A 22,025-nucleotide genomic window follows, 5' to 3' on the forward strand; every position below is an offset into this window, starting at 1 on the left:
GGGTGGCCGGTGGTTCGTCCTCCTCGCCGACGATGTCGTGGACCAGGCGGGCGGGGCTGTGGCCGGCGAGGCGGCCGTGGCTGACGAGGCGGCCGTCCCGCAGTACGGCGAAGGTGTCGGCGACCTGGTACACCTCGTCCAGGCGGTGAGTGACGTAGAGGATGGCGTGGCCGCGGTCGCGCAGGTCGTGCAGGACGCCGAAGAGCCGCGCGCTGTCCGCGGCGGGCAGGCGGGCGGTCGGCTCGTCGAGGACGATGAGCCTCGCGCGGGCCGCCAGGGCCCTGGCGATCGCGACGAGCGAGCGCTCGGCCGGTGCGAGTCCGGAGACCGGCGCGTCGGGGTCGAGGTGCCCGGCGACGATCCGCAGCGCCTCGACACAGCGCTCGCGGGTGCGCCGCCAGGAGATCAGCCCGGTTCGGCGGGCGTATCCGTTGGTCAGGGCGATGTTCTCGGCGGCTGTCATCCACTCCACGAGACCGAGGTCCTGGTGGATGAAGGACATGCTCCGGGACGCGGCAGGGCTGCCGAGGGGCTCGCCGTCCACGGTGATCTGGCCCGCGTCGGCGGGGTGGACCCCGGCGAGGACCTTGATGAGCGTGGACTTGCCGGCGCCGTTGGGCCCGAGGAGGGCGAGCACGCTGCCGGCGTGGACGTCGAGGTCGACCCCGGCCAGCGCGACGGTCCCGCCGAACCGCTTGCCGAGCCCGCGGATACGGACCAAGGGCTCCGGCCCGAAGGGTGAAGCCGCCTTCACCGGCGTGTCAGGAGCGTCGCGCACCCGATCAAATTACAGCATTTCGGACATCTTTCGGTCGCTGTGTCTCCCACGCGGGTCGGCGGACGTCTCACGCGGCGTCGAGCCCGCATTCGGCCCAGATGACCTTGCCCTCCGACAGGTAGCGCGTGCCCCAGCTCTGCGAGAGCTGCGCGACGAGGAACAGACCGCGTCCGCCCTCGTCGGTGCTGGCCGCCCGGCGCAGATGGGGGGCGGTGTTGCTGGCGTCGGAGACCTCACAGATCAGGGTGCGCCCGTACAGCAGCCGGACCCGGATGGGCCCGGTGCCGTGCCGGATGGCGTTGGTGATCAGCTCGCTGAGGATCAGCTCCGCGGCGAACGCGGTCTCGTCGAGTCCCCAGTCGGACAGGCGGCGCATGGCGGAGGCCCGGACCTCACCGACGAGCGCCGGGTCGGCGGGCAGCTCCCAGGCGGCGATCCGGCCGGGGTCCAGGGCGTGGACGCGCGCGACGAGCAGGGCGATGTCGTCGTGCGGGTGCGCGGGCGCCACGGTGTCCAGGACGGCCTGGCAGGTCTCCTCGGGCGCGCGCTCCGGATGGGCCAGGGCTACGCGCAACTGCTCCAGGACCACGTCCACGTCGCGGTGCCGGTCCTCGATGAGTCCGTCGGTGTAGAGCACCAGCTGGCTGCCCTCGGGGACGTCGATCTCGACGGCGTCGAAGGGCAGGCCCCCGAGACCGAGCGGGGGCCCGGCCGGGAGGTCGGGATAGGACACGGTGCCGTCGGGGTGGACGAGTGCGGGCGGCGGGTGACCGGCGCGCGCCATGAGGCACCGCTGCACGGTCGGGTCGTAGACGGCGTACAGACAGGTCGCGCCGATGACGCCGGCGCCCTTGCCGTCGGGGTCCTCCCGGTCCAGGCGCCCCACGAGGTTGTCGAGGTGGGTGAGGACCTCGTCCGGGGAGAAGTCGAGCTCGGCGAAGCTGCGTGCCGCGGTGCGCAGCCTGCCCATGGTGGCCGCGGAGAGCATGCCGTGGCCGACGACGTCGCCGACGAGGAGCCCGACACGGGCGCCCGAGAGCGGGATGACGTCGTACCAGTCCCCGCCCACGTCGGACTCGGCGGGCAGATAGCGGTGGGCCACCTCGACGGCGTCCTGGTCGGGCAGACCGTGCGGCAGGAGCCTGCGCTGGAGGGCCAGGACCATGGTGCGTTCGTGGGTGTAGCGCCGGGCGTTGTCGATGGACAGGGCGGCGCGGGTGGCGAGTTCCTGGGCCAGTGAGCGGTCGTCGTCCCCGAAGGAACTCCCGGTGCGGTAGAAGCTGGCGATGCCCAGGACGACACCGCGCGCGAGCAGGGGCACCGCGATGAGGGAGTGGACGTGGTCGAGCAGCCGTGCGGTGTGCTCGGGGTCCTGGGCGAGCCAGCCCGCGGCGGCCTTCAGGTCCGGTTCCAGTACCGCCTCGCCCCTGGTCAGGCAGCGCAGCTGGGGCGCGGTCGGGCCGAAGTCGATGCGCTTGCCGGGCGGCGTGAAGGGCAGGCCCTCGCGGACGCCGTGCAGCACCGTGCGGCGCAGGTCGGCGAGGGGGTCGGCGGACTCCTCGCCGCGCAGGACGGCATCGGGCAGGTCGATGGTGACGAAGTCGGCCAGGCGCGGGACCGCCGTCTCGGCCAGTTCCTCGGCGGTGCGGCGCACGTCCAGGGTGGTGCCGATGCGGGCGCTGGCCTCGGACAGCAGCTCCAGGCGCCGGCGCGCGGCCAGGGCGTAGGCCCCGACGTGCGGCTCCCCCACCATCACGAGCCCCCGGGCCGGGAACGGTGAGCCGGGGCGGTCGTCCGCCGCGCCCCCGCCGCCGGCCGGGCCCCCGCCGTCGTCCATAGCGCTCCTGCCGCCGTCGGTCGCGCCCTTACCGCCGTCCGTAGCGTCCCTGCCGCCGTCCACCATGACTCTGCCGCCGTCCGCCGCGTCCCTGCCACCGTCCACCGTGGGCCGACCGCCGTCCTCCGCGGATCCCCGGTCACCGCCGGACGCCGCGGTCGGGCCGAACGCGGTCGCGAGGTGCCCGGACGGCAGGATGATCGACGGCCGTACGGCCCCTGAGGCGGCCGGGAGGGCGGCGAGGTCCGGCAACTCGTCCGCCTGGCGCGGGAGGACCAGGGACTTCCCCGCCGAGGCGCCCGGCAGCACGGCCTCGATGGCGAAGCCCCGGATCCCGGAGGCACTCGCCATCGGGCGGCTCACGAGCGTCACCCGCCGGCCGTCGGGCAGGGTCACGTCGACGGCGGCCCGCTGCCCGCGGGAGATCAGCTCGGCGGCCTTCTCCCTCAGGATCGCCTGGTCAGGCGGGGGGAACTCGTCGGCCAGTACGTCCAGGGCAATGCCGCTGCGCAGGCCGGCCCCGCCCCCGGCGGCCAGGTACGTCCGCAGCAGGGCGCGCTCGTGCGCGGAGCTCTGCCCCAGCAGCCGCCGCTCGATGTTCTCGGCCGCCCGGCGGATCGCCGCGCTCAGCGCGGGCTGTTCGAAACCACGCGGATAACCGAAGCACAGGACACCCTCGATGCGTCCGCTGAGCGGGTCACGGACGGGCATCGCGACGCAGGCGCTGCCCTGGGACCGTTCCGCGAAGTGCTCGGCGCCGTAGACGCGGATGAGCTGCCGCTCCGCCAGGGCGAGGCCGATGCCGTTGGTGCCGGCGACCTGCTCGGCGAAGACGAATCCCGGGACCCGCTGGATCGCCGGGAGGCTCCTGGCCATCGCCGGGTCCCCGAACCGGCGCAGCAGGACCGTCCCGTTCGCGTCGGCGACCGAGATGTTGACCTGACTGCCGGAGAACGCGTCCTGGAGCCGGTCGAGCACCGGCACGGCCGCGCGGACGATACGGCCCCCCGGATCGAAGTCCTCCCGGTACGGCAGGTCGGACTGGTCCGGCGACAGCCCCAGGGACCGGCAGCGCTGCCACGAGTTCAGGATGGACGTCCGGACACCCGCGTCGACCTGCTCGCCCTGGAGAAACCGCTCGCGAAGCCGGGCGGGCCCCGTGCCGTCAGTCGCACGCCCCGCCGGCTTGGGTTCCTCGCCGGACCGAACCACGCTTCGCCTCGCTTGCGCCCGCGATCATCCGCTGCTCGGAAGAGAATCTGGCATTGACGAGGATACGGGCATTACGGGCGGGCGTCACTGTGCGCCGGAGCCGTTCGGGCGCCATGCCGGGCGGCTCCGGCCGGGCGGACCGCGCTCACCCCAGGAAACTCAACCGCACCTTCCGTTCCGGGTTGTCCTTGTTCGTGTCCACGAGGCACACGGACTGCCACGTCCCGAGCTCCAGTCGGCCACCCAGCACCGGCAAGGTCGCGTGCGGCGGGACAAGGGCCGGCAGGACGTGGTCGCGGCCGTGGCCGGGACTGCCGTGCCGGTGCTGCCAGCGGTCGTCGGCGGGCAGCAGCGTGTGCAGTGCGGCCAGAAGGTCGTCGTCGCTGCCGGCGCCGGTCTCGAGAACGGCGATGCCGGCCGTCGCGTGCGGGACGAAGACATTGAGGAGGCCGTCACGCCCGGCCGCCGCCTCCCGCAGGAAGGACTCACAGTCACCGGTGATGTCGGCGACCCTCTCCGTGGAACCGGTACTGACGTTCAGAACTCGGGTGGTGAAGACATCTGACATGCCCCCATCCTGACGCACGAGCCGGGCTGCACCCGGTCACCCCGCCCGGGTGGTGGTACAGGCGTCCACTGGGCGAGACGCCCGTTGACCGTGCGCATGCCACCTGGCTAGGTTCAGCGGCATGTTGCGTTCAGCCCTGCTCACCACGCGCGGTCACATCGACCTGCTGCGGGTGGTCTCCGCCGCGTGTCGCCGCGGCTGCTGACGCCCTTCCTCTCCTCACTTTCCGGTTCCCTCGCCCTGGTTCCGCCTGCCCGCTGAGCGCCCCTGCTCTCGCCGGTGCGGCGGCGGCGAGGCGTACCTCCTCCCGCCCTCGCTCTCCCCCGTGGAGCCCTCATGAGCATCAGTCATGCCCCGCCCACGTCATCGGAACCCGATATTTCACCTATATCGGCTCCCGACCTCGATCTCCAGCCACTCGTCCCCACCTCGTCCCGCCGCACTCGCCTCCCGCGCTGGCTGCGCCGTACCACCGGCCCGGTCCTGCTGCTGGCGTTGTGGCAAGTCCTCAGCAGCACGGGCGCGTTGCAGCCGGACGTGCTCGCCTCGCCCGGCCGTATCGCCCAGGTCGCCGGGGACATGGTGGCCGACGGCTCGCTGCCCGCGGCCATGGGCACCTCGCTCCAGCGGGTCGCGGCCGGGCTGCTGCTCGGTCTGGTCGTCGGCACCGGACTCGCCCTGGTCTCGGGACTGTTCCGGATCGGCGAGGACCTGGTGGACGCGCCCGTGCAGATGCTGCGGACCGTGCCGTTCGTGGGTCTCATCCCGCTGTTCATCATCTGGTTCGGCATCGGCGAGGCCCCCAAGGTCGCCATCATCACGCTCGGCGTGACCTTCCCGCTCTACCTCAACGTCTACGCCGGGATCCGGGGCGTGGACGCCCAGTTGATCGAGGCCGGGGAGTCCCTCGGGCTGTCGCGGTGGGGGCTCGTGCGGCACGTCGTACTCCCGGGCGCGCTGCCGAACGCCATGACCGGTCTGCGCTACTCGCTCGGCATCGCCTGGCTCGCGCTGGTCTTCGCCGAACAGGTCAACGCCGACTCCGGCATCGGGTTCCTGATGGTGCAGGCGCGGGACTTCCTGCGGACCGACGTGATCGTGGTCTGCCTGGTCGTCTACGCCTTCCTCGGCCTGCTCGCCGACTTCATCGTCCGCTCCCTCGAAAGGCTGCTGCTGCAATGGCGACCCACGTTCACCGGCCGGTGACCCCCCAGGCCGTCCATGTCGAGGGGCTCACGCGGTCCTTCGACGGCCGTGCCGTCATCGACGATCTGCGACTGGACGTCCGGCCGGGCGAGTTCGTGGCCCTGCTGGGCCGCAGCGGCTGCGGCAAGTCGACCCTGCTGCGCATCCTCGCCGGGCTCGACCGCGACATCGAGGGCACCGTGCTGGTGCCGCGCCGCAAGGCCGTCGCCTTCCAGGCGCCCCGGCTGATGCCATGGAAGAAGGTCTGGCGCAACGTCCTGCTCGGCCTGCCCGGCAAGCCCGAACGCGCCGTCGCCGAGCAGGCCCTCGACGAGGTCGGCCTCGGCCACCGCTCGAACGCCTGGCCCAAGACTCTCTCCGGCGGCGAGGCCCAACGCGCCTCGCTCGCACGCGCGTTGGTGCGCGAGCCCGATCTGCTGCTGCTCGACGAGCCGTTCGGCGCGCTCGACGCCCTCACCCGCATCAAGGCCCAGCGGCTCGTGGGCCAGTTGTGGCAGCGCCGGGGCTGCGCGGTGCTCCTCGTCACCCACGACGTGGAGGAGGCCGTGCTGCTCGCCGACCGCGTCCTGGTGATGGACGGCGGCGTCATCGCCCACGAGCAGCGCATCGACCTCGACCGCCCCCGTGACATCACCGACCCGCGCTTCGCCGCACTGCGCGCCGGCCTTCTCGAACGCCTCGGCGTCGAGGCGACGGCCGCCGAAGCCGCCTGACCCTTCCACGGACGACCCCACGTACGCGACCCACACGTACGACCCACACGAACGGAACCGCCATGCGACGACGTCTCGCCCCCGCCGCCCTGCTCCTCCCCCTCGCCCTGCTGCTCACCGCCTGCGGCGGCCACTCGGCCGCCAGTACGTCGGACGGCGGCACCGACGGCCATGGCTCCGTCACGATCGACGTCGGTGACCAGAAGGGTGGTTCGGAGGCCATCCTGCGGGCCGCCGGGGAACTGAAGAACCTCGACTACAAGATCAAGTGGTCCACATTCACCTCCGGACCACCCCTGCTGGAGGCCATCAACGCGGGGGCCGTCGACGTCGGCGGCGTGGGCAACACCCCGCCGGTCTTCGCGGCCGGAGCGGGCTCGAAGATCAAGGTCGTGGCCGCCTGGCACGGCACGTCCAAGGGCGACACCATCCTCGTCCCGAACGACTCGCCCCTGAAGAGTCCCGAGCAGCTCAAGGGCAGGTCCGTGGCCGTCGCGCAGGGTTCGTCCGCGCACTACCAGCTGGTCGCGTCCCTGAGGAAGGCCGGGCTCAAGCTGAGCGACATCAAGGTCAAGTACCTTCAGCCGGCCGACGCGCTCGCCGCGTTCACCGCCGGCAAGGTCGATGCCTGGGCGGTGTGGGACCCGTACACCTCGCAGGTGCTGAAGGCCAGGCAGGGCCGGGTCCTGACCGCCGGCGACGGTGTGACCAACGGGCTCACCTTCCAGGTCGCGGCACCGGACGCGCTGAAGGACAAGAAGAAGGCCGCCGCCGTCAAGGATTATCTGGAGCGGCTGCGGCGCGCCTACAGGTGGGTGTACGACCACGAGGAGGAGTGGGCGAAGGTCTGGGCGAAGGACACCGGGCTCCCCGAGGACGTGGCGCTGGCCGCGGTGAAGCGCACCTACACGACCCGGATCGCGGTCGCCGTCGACAAGCCGCTGATCGCCTCCGAGCAGGAGATCGCCGACACGTTCACGGCGTTGAAGCTCATCCCGCGCAAGGTCGACTTCGCCGGCTTCACCGACACCCGGTTCAACGGCGACCTGCCGCCGTCGACCGCGGCGGCCCGGCCCTCGGAAGGCTAGTGCCGTATCAGGCAGCGTTTGCCCTGCCAACGACAGGCGGACAGGGTCCGACCGCTCGAACGGCACTGGCCCCGCTACGGGATCAAGGAGTTGTAGATCTCGACCATCTTCGTGTCGAACGGCGGCGCTCCGAGCTCCTGTGCGGCAGGGTAAACCGCCTCTTCCATGAAGCGTCGCCACGCGTCTTCCGACTCCCATACGTCGATGACCTGCCAACCGCCCGCCTCGCCAGGCGCTCCGAAGTGGGCAATGAGCCCGGCAGGCGGATTTGTGCGGTCGGTCGTCCGGTCGAAGGTCGCCTGGTAAAGCTCTTGGTTCCAGTCCGCGCCCTGATTGTGTACCAACACTGCCATCTCGGTTTTCCTCGATTCACGTTCGAAGTCGGCCACCTGTGGATGACGCTACGTCCGCGTGCGTACGGCAGCGAGCAGTGGCGGACGTCTCTACGCCGTCCGATGGAATGCTGGTGTTTCGGAGCGGTCAAGGCAGTGGCGGGACGTCTGCCGCCGTTTTGCCGGGGCCATGGCTGCGATCTGGCGCAACGTCCGAACGGTGCGTGGTGCTTCACCACAGGACAGGGCAAACGTTGCCTGATGCGGCACCAGAACCCGCCACCTCGTTCAGCCCGGGAAGATCCACGGCCCCGGCACGGTTGGTAGAAGCGTGAACAACACACGCGAGGTCGACGTAGTCGTCATAGGCGCCGGCCAGGCCGGTCTGGCCGGCGCCTATCACCTGCGGCGATCCGGTTTCGAGCCGGACCGCGACTTCGTCGTGCTGGACCGCTCCCCCGGTCCTGGCGGTGCCTGGCAGTTCCGCTGGCCGTCGCTGACGTACGGCAAGGTGCACGGGATGCACGCGCTGCCGGGGATGGAACTCACGGACGCGGATCCGGCCCGCCCGTCCGCCGAGGTGATCAGCGACTACTTCGACCGGTACGAGCGGGCGTTCGACCTGCGGGTGCGGCGCCCCGTCGACGTGCGGGCCGTGCGCGAGGAGCCCGGCGGGCGGCTGCTCGTGGAGACCTCACAGGGCGTGTGGTCCACGCGGGCGCTGATCAACGCGACCGGCACCTGGGACCGGCCGTTCTGGCCGCGCTATCCGGGCCAGGAGACCTTCCGGGGGCGGCAGTTGCACACCGCGCAGTACCCCGGGCCGGAGGAGTTCGCCGGGCAGCGGGTCGTCGTGGTGGGGGGTGGCGCCTCGGGCACCCAGCATCTGCTGGAGATCGCCTCGTACGCGGCCGCCACCACCTGGGTGACCCGGCGTCCGCCCGTCTTCCGTGAGGGGCCCTTCGACGAGAACGCGGGCCGGGCGGCGGTCGCGCTCGTCGAGGAACGGGTACGGCAGGGGCTGCCGCCCAGCAGCGTCGTCTCCGTCACCGGGCTGCCGCTCAACGACGCGATCCGGCAGGGCATCGAGGACGGGGTGCTCGACCGGCAGCCGATGTTCGACCGCATCACCGCGGACGGTGTGGAGTGGAACGACGGCCGTCACGTCGACGCCGACGTCATCCTCTGGGCCACCGGTTTCCGCGCCGCCGTCGACCACCTCACCCCACTGCGCCTGCGCGAGCCGGGCGGCGGCATCCGCCTGGAGGGCACACGCGCGGCCGCCGACCCGCGCATCCACCTCGTCGGCTACGGCCCGTCGGCCAGCACCATCGGCGCCAACCGCGCCGGCCGCGCGGCCGTACGTGACCTCAGGCGACTGCTGGAACGGGAACCGGCCGCCGCGTGACGCCCGACCGGGTCACCCGGCCGGCCGGAACGGGCACCGGTTGCCACGCCCCGCCCCAGGCGAAGCGTACGGCCGATCCAATCGCCCGACCCACGCGCCGTCGACCCGGTCACCCTGCCGCTCCGCACGCCACCCTCCGGATCACCCGGCCGCCTGCCCCCCGGCGGTCTTCCTCTGGGCGTTGAACTCGGCGACGTTGCGCTGGTGTTCGCCGTAGTCGGCGGTGAAGCGGGTGTCGCCCGGGCGGACCGTGACGAAGTACAGCCAGTCGCCGGGGGGTGGGTTGATGGCGGCGCGCACGGCCTCCTCGCCGGGGTTGTCGATCGGCGTGGGCGGCAGGCCCATGCGCTGGTACGAGTTGTAGGGGCTGTCGATGCGGGCGTCGTCCGCCGTCGTGCGGAGTGTGGAGCGGTTCAGCGCGTAGTTGATGGTGGAGTCCATCTGCAGCGGCATGCCGCGTTCGAGCCGGTTGAAGATCACCCGGGCCACCTTGCCCATGTCGGCCCTGGTGTCCGCCTCCGCCTGGACGATGCTCGCGATGGTGACGGCCTGATAGACGTTCATGGCGTTGCGCTGCGCCCCGGCGGCGATGGGCGCGCCGTTGAACTTCTCGTTCGCGGTGTCGACCATCAGCGCCAGGAGCTTCTCCGGAGTCGTCTTCTCCTGGAGCGGATAGGTCGCCGGGAAGAGGTAGCCCTCCGGATTGCCCTCTGCGTCGTTCGGCAGTTTGAGGGCGGCCTTGGCCAGTGACTTCTTCGTGCTGCCCGCGGGCAGGGCGAGGGCCTTGTCGACGGCGGCGTAGACCTGGCTCGCCCGCCAGCCCTCCGGGATCACCAGGGTCATGGGCCTGACGTCCTCCTCGGGCACCAGGGTCAGCAGCGGCACCGCCACGGCGGTACCGACCACGACGGCTCCGGTCACGACGAGGGCGATCCGGCCCCGGCGCGTCAGTCGAATCGTGCTCCGTGGCGGAGTGTTCTTCTGCATGCGGGCACGGTAACCCGCATATCGGCATAAACCTGGCATATTTTCATCTTGTCGGTTCCAGTTGGGCGTCCCGGCGTACGAGCGCCGCGTACCGTCCGTCCCGCCCCAGGAGTTCCTCGTGGGTGCCGCGTTCGACCGCGCGCCCCGAGTCGAGGACCACGATCTGGTCGGCGCCCCGCACGGTGGAGAGCCGGTGGGCGATGGTCAGTGTGGTGCGGTTCGCCGACAGCGCGTCGATGGCGTCCTGGACGGCGGCCTCGGTCCGGGTGTCCAGCGCGCTGGTGGCCTCGTCGAGGATGAGGACCGGCGGGTCGCGCAGGATCGTCCGGGCAATGGCCAGGCGCTGCTTCTCGCCACCGGAGAAACGGTGACCGCGCTCGCCGACGACGGTGTCGTAGCCGTCGGGCAGGGCGGCGATGTGGTCGTGGATCTGCGCAGCCTTCGCCGCCTGGTGCAGCTCCTCGTCGGTGGCGTCGGGCTTGGCGAAGCGCAGGTTGTCGGCGACCGAGGCGTGGAAGAGGTACGTCTCCTGCGAGACGACGCCGACCGCGCGCGCCAGGGTGTCGAAGTCGAGGTCGCGGACGTCGACCCCGTCGAGGGTGACGCGGCCGCCCGTCACGTCGTAGAGGCGGGGCACCAGGTAGCCGAGCGTGGACTTGCCGGCGCCGGTGGGGCCGACGATCGCGAGGCTGCCGCCGGCCGGGACGGTGAGGTCGATGCGGTCGAGGACCGGGCCGCCCTTGTCGTCGTAGCCGAAGGAGACGTTCTCGAAGCGGACCTCGCCCTTGACCCGGTCGAGGCGGACCGGGTCCGCGCGTTCGGTGATGTCGATCGGCAGGTCGAGGTACTCGAAGATGCGCTGGAAGAGGGCGAGCGAGGTCTGGATCTGCACTCCGGTCGACAGGAGGCTCACGGCCGGGCGGAACAGGCCCTGCTGGAGCGAGACGAAGGCGACGATGGTGCCGATGGAGACCTGGGGGCCGCCCAGCTGGAGGGCCATGCCGGCGGTCCAGTAGATGACGGCGGGCAGGGCGGCCATGACGATCGTGATGACGGCCATGCGCCACCGGCCCGCCATGTTCGACCGCACCTCCAGGTCGACGAGTTCCTCGGACTCCTCGGCGAAGGACTTCGTCAGCGAGTCGGAGCGGCCCATCGTGCGGCCGAGCAGGATGCCGCTGACGGAGAGCGACTCGGTGACCGTGGCGGCCATGGCGGCCATCTGCTTCTGGCGCTGGGTGGTGATCTTCCGGCGTTCGTTGCCGACGCGGCGGCTGATCCAGACGAACACCGGCAGCAACAGCAGCGAGACGACGGTCAGGCGCCAGTCGAGGACGACCATCGCGACGATCGTGGCGACGACGCTGGTGAGGTTGGAGACCAGGGAGGTCGCGGTGGAGGTGACGGTGGCCTGCATGCCGCCGATGTCGTTGGCGATGCGGGACTGCACCTCGCCCGTGCGCGTGCGCGTGAAGAAGGCGAGGGACATGCGCTGGAGGCGGCCGTAGACGGCGGTGCGCAGGTCGTGCATGACGCGCTGGCCGACCGTCGTGGAGATCAGCGTCTGGAGGACGCCGAAGACGCTGGTGAGGACGGCGCTGAGGATCATGCCGAGGGCGAGCAGGCTGAGCAGGCCCGTACGCCCCTGCGGGATCGCGACGTCGAGGATCTCCTTCAGCAGGAAGGGCGTGGCGACCGACACCAGCGACGCGGCGCCGACCAGCAGGCCGACGATCGCGAGGCGGCCCCGGTAGGGGCGGAAGAGCCTGAGGATGCGGCGGACCTGCCGGGGCTCTTCCTTCGAGTCGGCGGGTGCGGTCCAGGGGGCTTCGTGGTCGGGGTGCATGGGCTCCTTCGAGAGAGCGATACGGCCGGGGCGAGGGCGGCGGATCGGATCGTAGCTCATTGTTACCTATACTCACAATGAACATCATCCTGATATTGTTCCCGCATGACCTCCCCCGACTCCGACGGCCTGCTCGCCGAGCAGTTGCTGCGGCTCACCCGCCGGGTGCACCGCATCCAGAAGCGCCATCTGGAGCATCGCGACCTCGGCATCACACCGGCCCAGTCCCGGCTGCTGCGCACCCTCGCGCACTGGGGGTCGCCGCCGCGCATGGCCGACCTGGCCGAGCGCCTGGAGGTGGTGCCCCGGGCCGTGACCACGCTGGTCGACGGGCTGGAGGCGAGCGGCAAGGTACGCCGGGTGCCGGATCCGGCGAACCGGCGGGTGATCCGCATCGAGCTCACGGACGACGGCCGGGGTGCGCTGCGCGAGCTGCGGGCGGCGCGCCGGTCGGCCGCGGAGGAGATCCTGGCTCCCCTGACGGAGCACCAGCGTGCGGCGCTGGGAGAGCTGCTGGACACGCTGATCGACGGGACGCCGGCGCGGTCCTGCTGACGCCCGGGAGGTCGGCCTGGGGTCTGTCCGGCGGATCATGCCGCAGAGGCGGGGCCCGGTGCGCCGATCTGCGGCGACGAGGTGCCGCCGATGATCCGCCGGACAGACCCTAGACTCCCGCCATGATCGCCGACCTGCAGTGCGTGGTGCTGGACTGCCCCGCCCCCTCAGAACTCGCCGGCTTCTACCGGTCGCTCCTCGGCGGTGCCGTCAACCAGCCGGACCGGCGGTGGTCCCTGGACGAGGACTGGGCGACGCTGCACACGCCGTCCGGCTTCGTGCTGGCCTTCCAGCGGGTGGCGGACTACCGGCCGCCGCGGTGGCCGGATCCCGCCCGGCCGCAGCAGTTCCACCTGGACTTCGGCGTCGCGGACCTGGATCGCGCGCAGGACCAGGTGCTGGCCGGGGGCGCCGAGGTGCTGGACGCCGGTACGGACGGGCGGAGTTGGCGGGTGTACGCGGACCCGGCGGGGCATCCCTTCTGCCTGGTGCGTCACTGAGCACACGAAGAGCCGCGGCCACCGCTCGCATTTCCCGAGCGGTGACCGCGGCTCACTCGCCTGCCGTCGTCAACTGACGTCGGCGACGGTCTCCTTGGTCTTCTGGGCCGGAACCTCCGCCGGCACGGGCTCGTCGCCGCCCTCCAGGTCCTCGGCCACGGTTTCGCCGTCCAGCACCTTCTTGGCCCGCTCGATGTCCAGCGCACCCTCCCAACGGGACACCGCGAACACGGCGACGCAGTTGCCGAGCAGGTTGGTGACGACGCGCATCGAGTCCATGATGCGGTCCACGCCGAGCAGCAGGGCGACGGCTCCGGCCGGAATGGCACCCAGGGACGAGGCCGTCGCGGACAGGGCGAGGAACGCCGAACCGGGGATGCCCGCCATGCCCTTGCTGGTCAGCATCAGCACCAGGACCACGGTGACCTGCTGGCCCAGGCTCAGGTCCACGCCCACGGCCTGGGCGATGAACAGCGTGCCGATGGACAGGTAGAGCGAGGCTCCGTCGAGGTTGAAGGAGTAGCCCGTGGGCAGCACCAGACCCACCGCGTCGTCGCGGGCACCGGCCCGGCGCAGCTTCTGCATCACGCGCGGCATGACCGACTCGGTGGACGCGGTGCCGAGCGCGAGCAGCATCTCCTCGCGGATGTAGCGCAGGAACTTCCAGAGACTGAGCCCGGTCACCATCCGCAGGGCGACGGCGAGCAGCACGACGAACAGCGCGGCCGCCACGTAGCAGAGCACGATGAGCTTGGCGTACGTCTTCATCACGCCCAGCCCGTAGTTGCCGACCAGGTGGGCCATCGCGCCGAACACCGCGATCGGGGCCAGCCGCATGACGAAGCCGACGACCGTGAAGATCACTTCCTGGGCCTGGTCGATGGCGGGCAGGATCTTCGGCACCTTGGTGTGCCCGAGGTGCAGCAGGGCGGCGCCCACCAGGCAGGCCAGGATGAGGACTTGGAGCAGTTCGTTCTCGGCGAAGGCGCCGACGAAGCTCTCGGGCAGCGCGTTGAGGACGAACTCGGTCGTCGAGGGCAGCTGACCACCGCCCGTCGTCTGGTTCACCGCAGCGGCGTCCAGCGAGGAGGGGTCGACGTTCATACCCTTGCCGGGTCCGACGACGTTGGCCGCGACGAGGCCGATGACCAGGGCGGCGGTGGAGGCGACCTCGAACCAGACGAGGGCCTTGACCCCGATCCGGCCGAACGCCTTCAGGTCACCGGCCTTGGCGATGCCGACGACGACCACACAGAACACCAGAGGCGAGATCACCGTCTTGATGAGCCGGGTGAAACCGTCGCCGAGCGGCTGGAAAGCCGTGGCCGTATCCGGCCACAGCTTCCCGACGACGATTCCCAGGACGAGCGCGCAGAGGACCTGCGTGAACAGTGAGGTACGCAGGGTGCGTGCGACGCGCCGCGGTAGGGACGGTACGGACGGTGGCACGGGGCCTCCTAGGGGGACGGGGCACACAGAGGCCGGAGGGGACTTCTGTAATACGGAAAGCGGTTTCCGTAGCCGTACACTCTGGAGGCTGTCTTGATCGCGCACAAGACCGCAACGTTTCAGCCATGTAAAAGTGCCCTAAGTGAGGCATGTCACACAGGCCACACCGGCCCCCTCAGCAACGACGGCGGTCCTCCGTGAGAACCCCCTGCATCGCGGTCAGCGTGCGGTCGTAGCAGCCGTGCGCGCCGTGGAGCCGATAGCGCTCGCTCGTCGTGCCGACCGCGTGCCGCTGGTCGCGGGGCACGTTCGCCGTGTAGGTGGCGTCGCCCGTGTAGGAGTCGTCGAGCCGTGACCACGCCGTACGGCGGCCGCCGCGCGTCTCGACGGTCGTGGCGCGGTCGCCGAGGGTCAGCACGGTGCGCAGCCGGTCGCCCGCGCCGAGGGTGGTCGTGCCGTCCATCGTGTAGGTCCGGTGCGTACGCGTGGTGCGGGCCGGTCCGCGTCCGTCGACGGTCACCGACTCGCCGTCGGTCCAGGTGGCATCGAGGGCGTCGGTCGTCTCGCCGTCCACCCAGCGGTGCTCGGAGGCGTTGACGAGCGAACGGCTGACTGTGGTCGTGACGCGGCCGTGCGAGGTGTCGACGTATCCGGCGGCGGTCAGCCGGTGGGCGCCCTCGGTGTCGACCCGGTGCTCCGAACCGGCTGTATATGACGAGGAGTTGGCGAGGTCGCCCGCCTTGTGCACGGTGAGCTTCCCGGGAACGTGGGCGCGCTGCTCGTCCTGCCAGACGAGGACGTTCACGGGGGTGCTCCAGCCGGTCTGCCCCTCGGGCACGCCGACGACCGAGACCTCGACGCGGTGCGGGCGGCCGTCGTTGAGGAGCCCGGCGAAGGGGGTGAGGTCGTAGGTGATCGGCTTGATGTCGAAGGCACGCGGGCCCGGGATCACGTACCAGAGGAACGGGTTGGACCAACCGCCGGTCCACACGGTGGGGAACGGTGCGGCGATGCCCGCGAGCCGGCCGTCCACACGGATCTGCACCTCGCGGTAGGGGCCCTGGCCCGCCTTGCAGGAGTACGGCGCCGGGTCGGGCACCGTCAGGTACCAGTACTCCTCGCAGCCGCCGCCGGAGCCGGTGGCGTACACCTCGGCGACGACGCGTTCGCTGTTGCGCGGGGTCGTGAGGGTGCTCGCGCCATCGGCCCTCTGGCCGAGGGTGAGGACCCGGTCGGGGCTCTTCCCGTCGGGGCGGCCCTGGTGGAACGTCAGTGTGACCTTGACGTCGAGGACACCCGTGTAGGTGTCGTCGACGACGTTCCCGATGAGCATCTCGACGTCCTGGCGGCTGCGGAAGGTGTCGCTGTAGCGGGTGACGTCCTTCTCCACCGACCACTCGATGCCGTCGGGCGAGGGCTGCGGTGTCGACGTACGGAAGACCTCGACCCCGCCGACGTGCAGGTAGCCGAGCCGGTCATACTGGCGCCCCTTGACCTTGCCGTCGAGCCGCAGCACCACCTTGCTCCAGCGGTCGCCGCAGTCGCCGGGCGGCGTGTACGTGCCCCGGTACGGGGTGAAGTCGCGGAACTGCGCCTGGGCGACGGTGATTTGGCAGGACCTGCCGCCGGGCTTCGTGACGGACGGGGCGGCCGTGACCGGGTCGTGCCAGTCGGTGCCGAACTCGGCGGGGACGTCGGCCGCACGGGCGGGACCGGCCCCCAGGAGGGTGCTCGCCAGGAGGGTCGCTCCCGCAAGCATGGACATGACGATCCGTCTCTTCATGGGCGGTGTTCTACGGGGAGTCCGCCGCCTCCGCAATGAGCACCGGCCCGCCAGGACACCCACTTCCCACCCCTGTCGGCCGGTTCCGTTCGGTGGGTCGAAAACCGGTTGCCTCCGACCACGTGGCGACGCGAACCTGTCACGGTTTGTTGCCGTCGGCCGAACCCCCATCCCCCCTGACACGAGCCACTGGGACGTCATGCAGATTCAAGACCTTCCGTATCCCGACCCCGGCGTGCCGGACGCGCGTTCGGGTCCCCGATTCCTGTGGTGGCTCTTCCGGAATCAGCTGGACGGGCAGCTCAAGTCGCTGGCCTGGGGGCTGCTGCACTTCGCCTCCGTCGCCGCGCTGCCGTTCTGCGTCGGTGTCGCCGTACAGGCCGTCGTCGACCGCTCCGGCGGGCAACTCGCCCTGGGGGGCGGCCTGCTGGCGCTGGCCTGCGCCGGCAACGCGGTCGGCGGCACCTTCCTGCACCGCAGCGCCGTCACCAACTGGATCACGGCGGCCGCCCGCGTCCAGCAGCTGCTCGCCCGCAAAGCCGCCCAGTTGGGCTCGGCGCTGACCCGGCGCGTCGCCGCCGGTGAGGTCGTGGCGGTCTCCACGGGTGACGTCGAGAAGATCGGCTGGTTCGTGGAGGCCTGGTCGCGGTTCACCGCGGCTCTGGTCACCATCGTGCTGGTCTGCGCCGCCCTGCTCGTCTACCAGCCCGCGCTCGGCGTCGTCGTCGCCGTGGGCCTGCCCGTGCTGGCGCTCGCCGTGCTGCCCCTGCTGCCCCGCGCCACCCGGCGTGCCGACGTGCAGCGCGAGAAGGCCGGACGCGCCACCGAACTCGCCTCGGACACCGTCGCCGGTCTGCGCGTGCTGCGCGGCATCGGCGGTGAGGAACTGTTCCTCGACCGCTACCGCCGCGCCTCCCAGGAGGTCCGGCACGCCGCGGTGCGCAGCGCCCGGATGTGGTCCCTGATCTCCGCGATCCAGGTCCTGCTGCCGGGACTGCTGCTCATCGCCGTGGTCTGGTACGGCGTGCACCTGGCGCGCCAGGGCCGGATCACCGTCGGCGAACTGGTCACCGTCTACAGCTCGGTGATGGTCCTCACCTATCCGCTGCGGCACTTCGAGGAGATCGCCATGGCGTACTCCTTCTCCCGGCCGTCCGCCGAACGGGCCGCGGGCGTGCTGGCGCTGGAGCGGGCCACGGACACCGCCGGGACGCTCGGGGCCGACCTCCCCTCCGGAGATCTGTACGACCCGGACACCGGGCTGCTCGCGAACGGCGGCCTGCTCACCGCCGTGGTGTGCGGCGACCCGGACGCGGCGGGCCGGCTGGCGGAACGGCTGGGCGGACACCCGGCGCAGGAGGGCCCCTCGGCGCTGCTGGGCGGCGTGCCGCTCGACGAACTCCCACTCGACTGCGCCCGTACGGCCGTCCTCGTCCAGGACAAGGACCCGGTGCTGCTGTCCGGCTCGCTGCGCGAACTGTTCGACGTACCCGCGTCGGGCGCCGTCGCACCGCGGGCGGCGCTGGCCGCCGCGCAGTGCGACGACGTGCTGGCGGCGCTGGTCCAGGGCTCGGTGGACGCCGCCGACCCCATGGACGCCCGGATCACCGAACGGGGCCGGTCCCTGTCCGGTGGCCAGCGCCAGCGGCTCGCGCTCGCCCGGTCGCTGATCACGGACCCGGAGGTGCTCGTCCTGGACGAGCCGACCTCGGCCGTCGACTCGCACACCGAGGCACGGATCGCGCAGGGCGTGCGGGAGCTGCGCGCGGGGCGCACGACCGTGGTGTTCACCTCCTCGCCGCTGCTGCTGGACCGCGCCGACCGGGTCGTGTTCCTGCACGACGGCGCGGTCGCGGCGACCGGCACCCACCGCGACCTGGTGCACACCGAGCCCCGCTACCGGGCGGTCGTCACGCGCGAGACGGAAGACGAGGCCGCACTGAACGGCGCGGTCGTCCTGACGGACGTACTGGAAGAACTGGAAGAGATCGAGGAGAAGGCATGATCGGCGTGGCGCCACCGGCGTACGACCCGGCGGCCCCGACTACGGCGAACACCCTGCCGGTCGGTGCCCCCGCGACCGTCCGCGCCTATGTGGCCGAACTGCTGCGCCGGCACCGCCGGGCGTTCCTGCTGCTCGTCGCCGTCAACACGGTCGCCGTCGTCGCCTCGATGGCCGGTCCGTGGCTCCTGGGCGGAGTCGTGGAGCGGGTGTCCGACGGGGCTCGGGACCTGCGGCTGGAGCTCACGGCGGGACTGTTCGTGACGGCGCTGGTCGTCCAGGCCGTGTTCGTCCGCCAGGTGCGGCTGCGTGGCGCGATGCTCGGCGAGCGGATGCTGGCCGACCTGCGCGAGGACTTCCTCGTACGGTCGGTCGGGCTGCCGCCCGGCGTGCTGGAGCGGGCCGGGACCGGCGACCTGCTGTCGCGGATCACCACGGACATCGACCGGCTGGCCAACGCCATGCGCGAGGCCGTGCCGCAGCTGTCGATCGGCGTGGTGTGGGTGGTGCTGCTGATGGGCGGGCTGGTCGTCACGGCGCCGCCGCTGGCGCTCGCCGTGCTGCTCGCCCTGCCGCTGCTGATCGTCGGCTGCCGCTGGTACTTCCGGCGGGCACCGGCCGCCTACCGCTCGGAGGCCGCCGGGTACGCCGCCGTGGCCGCCGCGCTCGCCGAGACCGTGGACGCCGGGCGCACCATCGAGGCGCACCGCCTCGGCGACCGGCGCGTCGCGCTGTCGGAGCGCCGGATCCGGGAGTGGACGGCCTGGGAGCGCTACACGCTGTGGCTGCGGTCGGTGCTCTTCCCGGTCGTCAACGTCACCCACGTGACCGTGCTCGCCTCGGTCCTGCTGGTCGGCGGCGTGTTCGCCCTGCACGGCTGGATCGACGTCGGCCAGCTCACGACGGGCGCGCTGATCGCCCAGATGCTCGTCGACCCGGTGGGCATGATCCTGCGCTGGTACGACGAGCTCCAGGTGGCCCAGGTGTCGCTGGCCCGGCTCGTCGGGGTCCGGGACATCGAGCCGGACGCCGGCGACCCCTCCGTGTCCCCCGACGGACGCCATGTGCACGCAGACCGGGTGCATTTTGGCTACGTGGAGGGCGTGGACGTCCTGCGCGAGGTGTCCCTGGAGGTCTCCCCCGGCACCCGGCTGGCCCTGGTCGGCCCCTCGGGTGCGGGCAAGTCGACGCTGGGCCGACTGCTCGCCGGGATCTACGCGCCCCGGGACGGCCGGATCACCCTGGGCAGCGCCGAGCTGTCCCGGATGCCGGCGGAACGCGTCCGCGCCCACGTCGCCCTCGTCAACCAGGAGCACCACGTCTTCGTGGGCTCGCTGCGCGACAACCTCCGGCTCGCCCGGACCGGCGCCGGTGACGCCGAGCTGTGGGCGGCGCTGGGCGCGGTCGACGCGGACGGCTGGGCCCGGGCGCTCGACGACGGCCTGGACACCGAGGTCGGCTCGGGCGGTCTGACGCTCACCCCGGCCCAGGCCCAGCAGGTCGCCCTGGCCCGCCTGGTGCTGGCGGACCCGCACACCCTGGTCCTGGACGAGGCGACATCCCTGCTCGACCCGCGCGCCGCCCGCCACCTGGAACGATCCCTGGCCAAGGTCCTCGACGGCCGCACCGTCGTCGCCATCGCCCACCGCCTCCACACGGCCCACGACGCGGACGTCATCGCCGTCGTCGAGAACGGCCGCATCAGCGAACTGGGCAGCCATGACGAACTGGTGGCGGCGGACGGGGCGTATGCGGCGTTGTGGAGGTCGTGGCACGGGTGACAAGCGGGGCCGGCCGGGGCCGGACCGGTCCGGCCCGGTCGGCCCCGCTTCGTCCGGCCCCGGTCGGCCCCGCCTCCCGGTCGGTAGCCGCCGGAGGCGTTCCGTGGCGTTGCGCGGTCCCGAAGCGGGGTGGAAGGCTGGAATCAGGCACCGGCTCGGGGGATCGCCCGGGAACCGCGGCAGCGGTCCGGCGGCGGGCGGCGTCAGTGCTCCGTGTGGCGGCGGCCCGGCGCGGGCCCCGGTGTGAACGGGCCCGCCCCACCCCCTGGAGGTACCCGTGAAGAGCTCCGACGGCTGGGGAGACGACGTCTACCAGCCGGAACCATCCGAGCAGAGAGAGGACACGGGGCTGCTCGACGCCGAGGACACCCTGGAGTACGACGGCGTCGACGATCCCCTCGACCGGGGCTGGTCCCCTCCCGAGCGGCCCTGGGCCGTGGAGCACACCGGCGTCACGGCGGCGGAGCGGCTGCGGGGCGAGACGCTGGACCAGCGGCTCGCCGAGGAGCTGCCGGAGCCCGTCGCCCCGGACGGTGACGGTCTCGGGGACTGCCAGGGCACCGACGGGGAACTCCTGGACAACGAGGTCGGCGCCGCCCGCTCCGGCCGGCTCGTGGCCCCCGACGAGGGCGCGCACGAGGACGAGGAGAGCGCGCTGGTCGCCATGGACGTGGGCATCGACGGCGCGGCGGCGTCGGCCGAGGAGGCAGCCGTGCACATCGTCGACGAGGACGTCCTGCCCGGCTGATCGCGGAACCGACCCGAGCCGCACGAGGAGCAGCCATGCAGCAGGACAAGCACCCCGACTACCACGCCGTCGTCTTCCGCGACCGGGCCGCCGGTTACGCGTTCCTGACCCGGTCCACCGCGACCAGCGACCAGACCATCGAGTGGGACGACGGCGAGACCTATCCGGTCGTGGACGTGGAGATCTCCTCGGAGAGCCACCCCTTCTACACGGGCAAGGCCCGCACGGTGGACTCGGAGGGCCGGGTCGCCGCGTTCGAGCGCCGGTACGGCGGCCGCTGAGCCCCCTCCTCCGGCTCGGCAGGCGCTCAGATGACGTTGAGCGCCGCCGCGCAGCCCACCCCGCCGAGCAGCATGAACACCGGCATCAGCACCTTGAGCTCGACCCAGCTGCCCGCCCGGAACCGCATGAACTTCGGCGGCCCGACCGGGTACCAGCGCTTGCGCCCGACGGGAATCGGCCACAGGATCGGGCAGCCGGAGACGGTCAGCGCGTCCCCGATGTCGTGCACGATCGCGCCGAGCACGACCGGCAGCCCCAGCCACAGGTACTCCTGGCCCGGCGCCGTGAACAGCCAGTCCGCGCCGTTGCCCGGCTTGTCCAGCACACCCGCGAGGATCCACGCGGTGGCCGCGGCCAGCAGCCACACCAGGACCTCGCTGCTGGAGCCGCGCGTCGCCCGCCACAGCAGACCCTCGATGGCCAGGACCATGTGCACGAAGAGGATCGCCAGCACCCCCCAGCGGTCGCTGGTGATCGCAACGACCGAGGTGCCCACACCGATGAGCACCGCCCACAGCCAGGTGTGCGTGAGCGTCCGGTGCCCGCCGGAGCGGCGCGGATCGCCCTGCTTCTTGGTGGCCTTGTAGACGGCGTACGACAGCTTGTCGACGATCTCGCACAGCCAGCGCGACACCGGTCCGAAGGACCGCGAGATGGTGGCCGCCTTGTGGTCGAGGTCCGGGGCGAGCGCGGCACCGGCACAGATCAGAGCGCCGACGAGGAGGACCGGCCAGGGCATCGGGTGCCCAGCCGCAGCGGCGGCCGCACCGACGCCGAGCCAGGCGGCGGCGCCCGACAGTGAGTGTGCTGGTCCCATCATCGGCGTTGCCCGCCCCATTCCTCGTGTACCGCTGTCCAGTTGACCGGCGCCCTGACATCCCGTCGGCGACACAGCGTAGCGTTCGCGATCTTCGTGCCCGCAGCCGATTCCCGCATCGGGCAGGAGGCCA

The 22,025-nt window shown here is 71.8% G+C and carries 19 protein-coding genes; 10 read left to right on the forward strand and 9 right to left on the reverse strand.

The window, feature by feature from the left end; translation table 11 throughout:
• The 3 genes from AOQ53_RS19150 to AOQ53_RS19160 all read right to left on the reverse strand — a co-directional run.
• Window positions 1-778 (reverse strand): ATP-binding cassette domain-containing protein (locus AOQ53_RS19150; protein WP_148640353.1); only part of this gene is annotated, 778 nt, incomplete at its 3' end.
• Between the two features lie 67 nt (window positions 779-845).
• A complete protein-coding gene (locus AOQ53_RS19155; RefSeq protein ID WP_059418917.1) occupies window positions 846-3,827 on the reverse strand; it encodes a SpoIIE family protein phosphatase in 2,982 nt (993 codons plus the stop codon).
• Window positions 3,828-3,972: 145 nt separating this feature from the next.
• The gene (locus AOQ53_RS19160; RefSeq protein ID WP_059418918.1) at window positions 3,973-4,395 is read right to left on the reverse strand and encodes a YjbQ family protein; all 423 of its coding nucleotides are present in this window, start codon (window positions 4,393-4,395) and stop codon (window positions 3,973-3,975) included.
• Window positions 4,396-4,731: 336 nt separating this feature from the next.
• Between AOQ53_RS19160 and AOQ53_RS19165 the strand changes: the two genes are divergently transcribed.
• From AOQ53_RS19165 to AOQ53_RS19175, 3 genes are all read left to right on the forward strand, one after another.
• Window positions 4,732-5,601 (forward strand): ABC transporter permease, encoded by an 870-nt coding sequence (locus AOQ53_RS19165; protein ID WP_059418920.1) that lies wholly within the window; start codon window positions 4,732-4,734, stop codon window positions 5,599-5,601.
• Window positions 5,574-6,314 (forward strand): ABC transporter ATP-binding protein, encoded by a 741-nt coding sequence (locus tag AOQ53_RS19170; protein ID WP_059418922.1) that lies wholly within the window; start codon window positions 5,574-5,576, stop codon window positions 6,312-6,314. Before AOQ53_RS19165 ends, AOQ53_RS19170 begins: the two co-directional genes overlap by 28 nt.
• Before the next feature lie 62 nt (window positions 6,315-6,376).
• A complete protein-coding gene (locus tag AOQ53_RS19175; protein ID WP_059418924.1) occupies window positions 6,377-7,402 on the forward strand; it encodes an ABC transporter substrate-binding protein in 1,026 nt (341 codons plus the stop codon).
• Window positions 7,403-7,476: 74 nt separating this feature from the next.
• Here AOQ53_RS19175 and AOQ53_RS19180 read toward each other — a convergent pair whose 3' ends face one another.
• Entirely contained in the window at window positions 7,477-7,791 is a 315-nt protein-coding gene (locus AOQ53_RS19180) for a hypothetical protein (RefSeq protein WP_236711728.1), read from the reverse strand.
• Window positions 7,792-8,065: 274 nt separating this feature from the next.
• On the opposite strand from AOQ53_RS19180, the gene AOQ53_RS19185 reads away from it, so the two are divergent.
• Window positions 8,066-9,142, forward strand: a complete 1,077-nt coding sequence (locus AOQ53_RS19185; RefSeq protein WP_059418929.1) for an NAD(P)-binding domain-containing protein — start codon at window positions 8,066-8,068, stop codon at window positions 9,140-9,142.
• 141 nt (window positions 9,143-9,283) lie between these two features.
• Here the strand turns inward: AOQ53_RS19185 and mltG are convergent, their stop codons facing one another.
• Window positions 9,284-10,129, reverse strand: coding sequence for an endolytic transglycosylase MltG (mltG, locus tag AOQ53_RS19190; RefSeq protein ID WP_059418931.1), 846 nt, complete (start codon window positions 10,127-10,129; stop codon window positions 9,284-9,286).
• A 43-nt stretch (window positions 10,130-10,172) separates the two neighbouring features.
• A complete protein-coding gene (locus AOQ53_RS19195) occupies window positions 10,173-11,975 on the reverse strand; it encodes an ABC transporter ATP-binding protein (protein ID WP_059418933.1) in 1,803 nt (600 codons plus the stop codon).
• A gap of 105 nt (window positions 11,976-12,080) precedes the next feature.
• On the opposite strand from AOQ53_RS19195, the gene AOQ53_RS19200 reads away from it, so the two are divergent.
• Window positions 12,081-12,530: a MarR family winged helix-turn-helix transcriptional regulator gene (locus tag AOQ53_RS19200; RefSeq protein ID WP_059418935.1), complete on the forward strand. Its 450-nt coding sequence runs from the start codon at window positions 12,081-12,083 to the stop codon at window positions 12,528-12,530.
• 122 nt (window positions 12,531-12,652) lie between these two features.
• Window positions 12,653-13,030, forward strand: coding sequence for a VOC family protein (locus tag AOQ53_RS19205; protein WP_059418936.1), 378 nt, complete (start codon window positions 12,653-12,655; stop codon window positions 13,028-13,030).
• A gap of 69 nt (window positions 13,031-13,099) precedes the next feature.
• Here the strand turns inward: AOQ53_RS19205 and AOQ53_RS19210 are convergent, their stop codons facing one another.
• Both AOQ53_RS19210 and AOQ53_RS19215 read right to left on the reverse strand, forming a co-directional pair.
• On the reverse strand, window positions 13,100-14,479 hold the full coding sequence (locus tag AOQ53_RS19210) for a cation:dicarboxylate symporter family transporter (RefSeq protein WP_059418937.1): 1,380 nt from the start codon (window positions 14,477-14,479) through the stop codon (window positions 13,100-13,102).
• 175 nt (window positions 14,480-14,654) lie between these two features.
• Window positions 14,655-16,262, reverse strand: coding sequence for a peptide-N4-asparagine amidase (locus AOQ53_RS19215; RefSeq protein WP_174523316.1), 1,608 nt, complete (start codon window positions 16,260-16,262; stop codon window positions 14,655-14,657).
• A gap of 199 nt (window positions 16,263-16,461) precedes the next feature.
• Between AOQ53_RS19215 and AOQ53_RS19220 the strand changes: the two genes are divergently transcribed.
• The 4 genes from AOQ53_RS19220 to AOQ53_RS19235 all read left to right on the forward strand — a co-directional run bounded on the left by AOQ53_RS19220 (window position 16,462) and on the right by AOQ53_RS19235 (window position 21,074).
• Window positions 16,462-18,267 carry an ABC transporter transmembrane domain-containing protein gene (locus AOQ53_RS19220; RefSeq protein ID WP_059418939.1) on the forward strand — a complete coding sequence of 602 codons (1,806 nt, stop codon included), beginning with the start codon at window positions 16,462-16,464 and terminating at the stop codon, window positions 18,265-18,267.
• Window positions 18,264-20,045, forward strand: a complete 1,782-nt coding sequence (locus AOQ53_RS19225; RefSeq protein WP_059418941.1) for an ABC transporter ATP-binding protein — start codon at window positions 18,264-18,266, stop codon at window positions 20,043-20,045. Before AOQ53_RS19220 ends, AOQ53_RS19225 begins: the two co-directional genes overlap by 4 nt.
• A gap of 277 nt (window positions 20,046-20,322) precedes the next feature.
• Window positions 20,323-20,793, forward strand: a complete 471-nt coding sequence (locus AOQ53_RS19230) for a DUF5709 domain-containing protein (RefSeq protein WP_059418943.1) — start codon at window positions 20,323-20,325, stop codon at window positions 20,791-20,793.
• 35 nt (window positions 20,794-20,828) lie between these two features.
• Window positions 20,829-21,074 (forward strand): type B 50S ribosomal protein L31, encoded by a 246-nt coding sequence (locus AOQ53_RS19235; protein ID WP_059418946.1) that lies wholly within the window; start codon window positions 20,829-20,831, stop codon window positions 21,072-21,074.
• A gap of 26 nt (window positions 21,075-21,100) precedes the next feature.
• Here AOQ53_RS19235 and AOQ53_RS19240 read toward each other — a convergent pair whose 3' ends face one another.
• Complete coding sequence (locus AOQ53_RS19240) at window positions 21,101-21,895, reverse strand: metal-dependent hydrolase (RefSeq protein WP_059418949.1); 795 nt, start codon at window positions 21,893-21,895, stop codon at window positions 21,101-21,103.
• Between the last annotated feature and the right edge of the window lie 130 nt (window positions 21,896-22,025).

The sequence above is a fragment of the Streptomyces azureus genome (genome assembly GCF_001270025.1).
Classification (GTDB): domain Bacteria; phylum Actinomycetota; class Actinomycetes; order Streptomycetales; family Streptomycetaceae; genus Streptomyces; species Streptomyces azureus.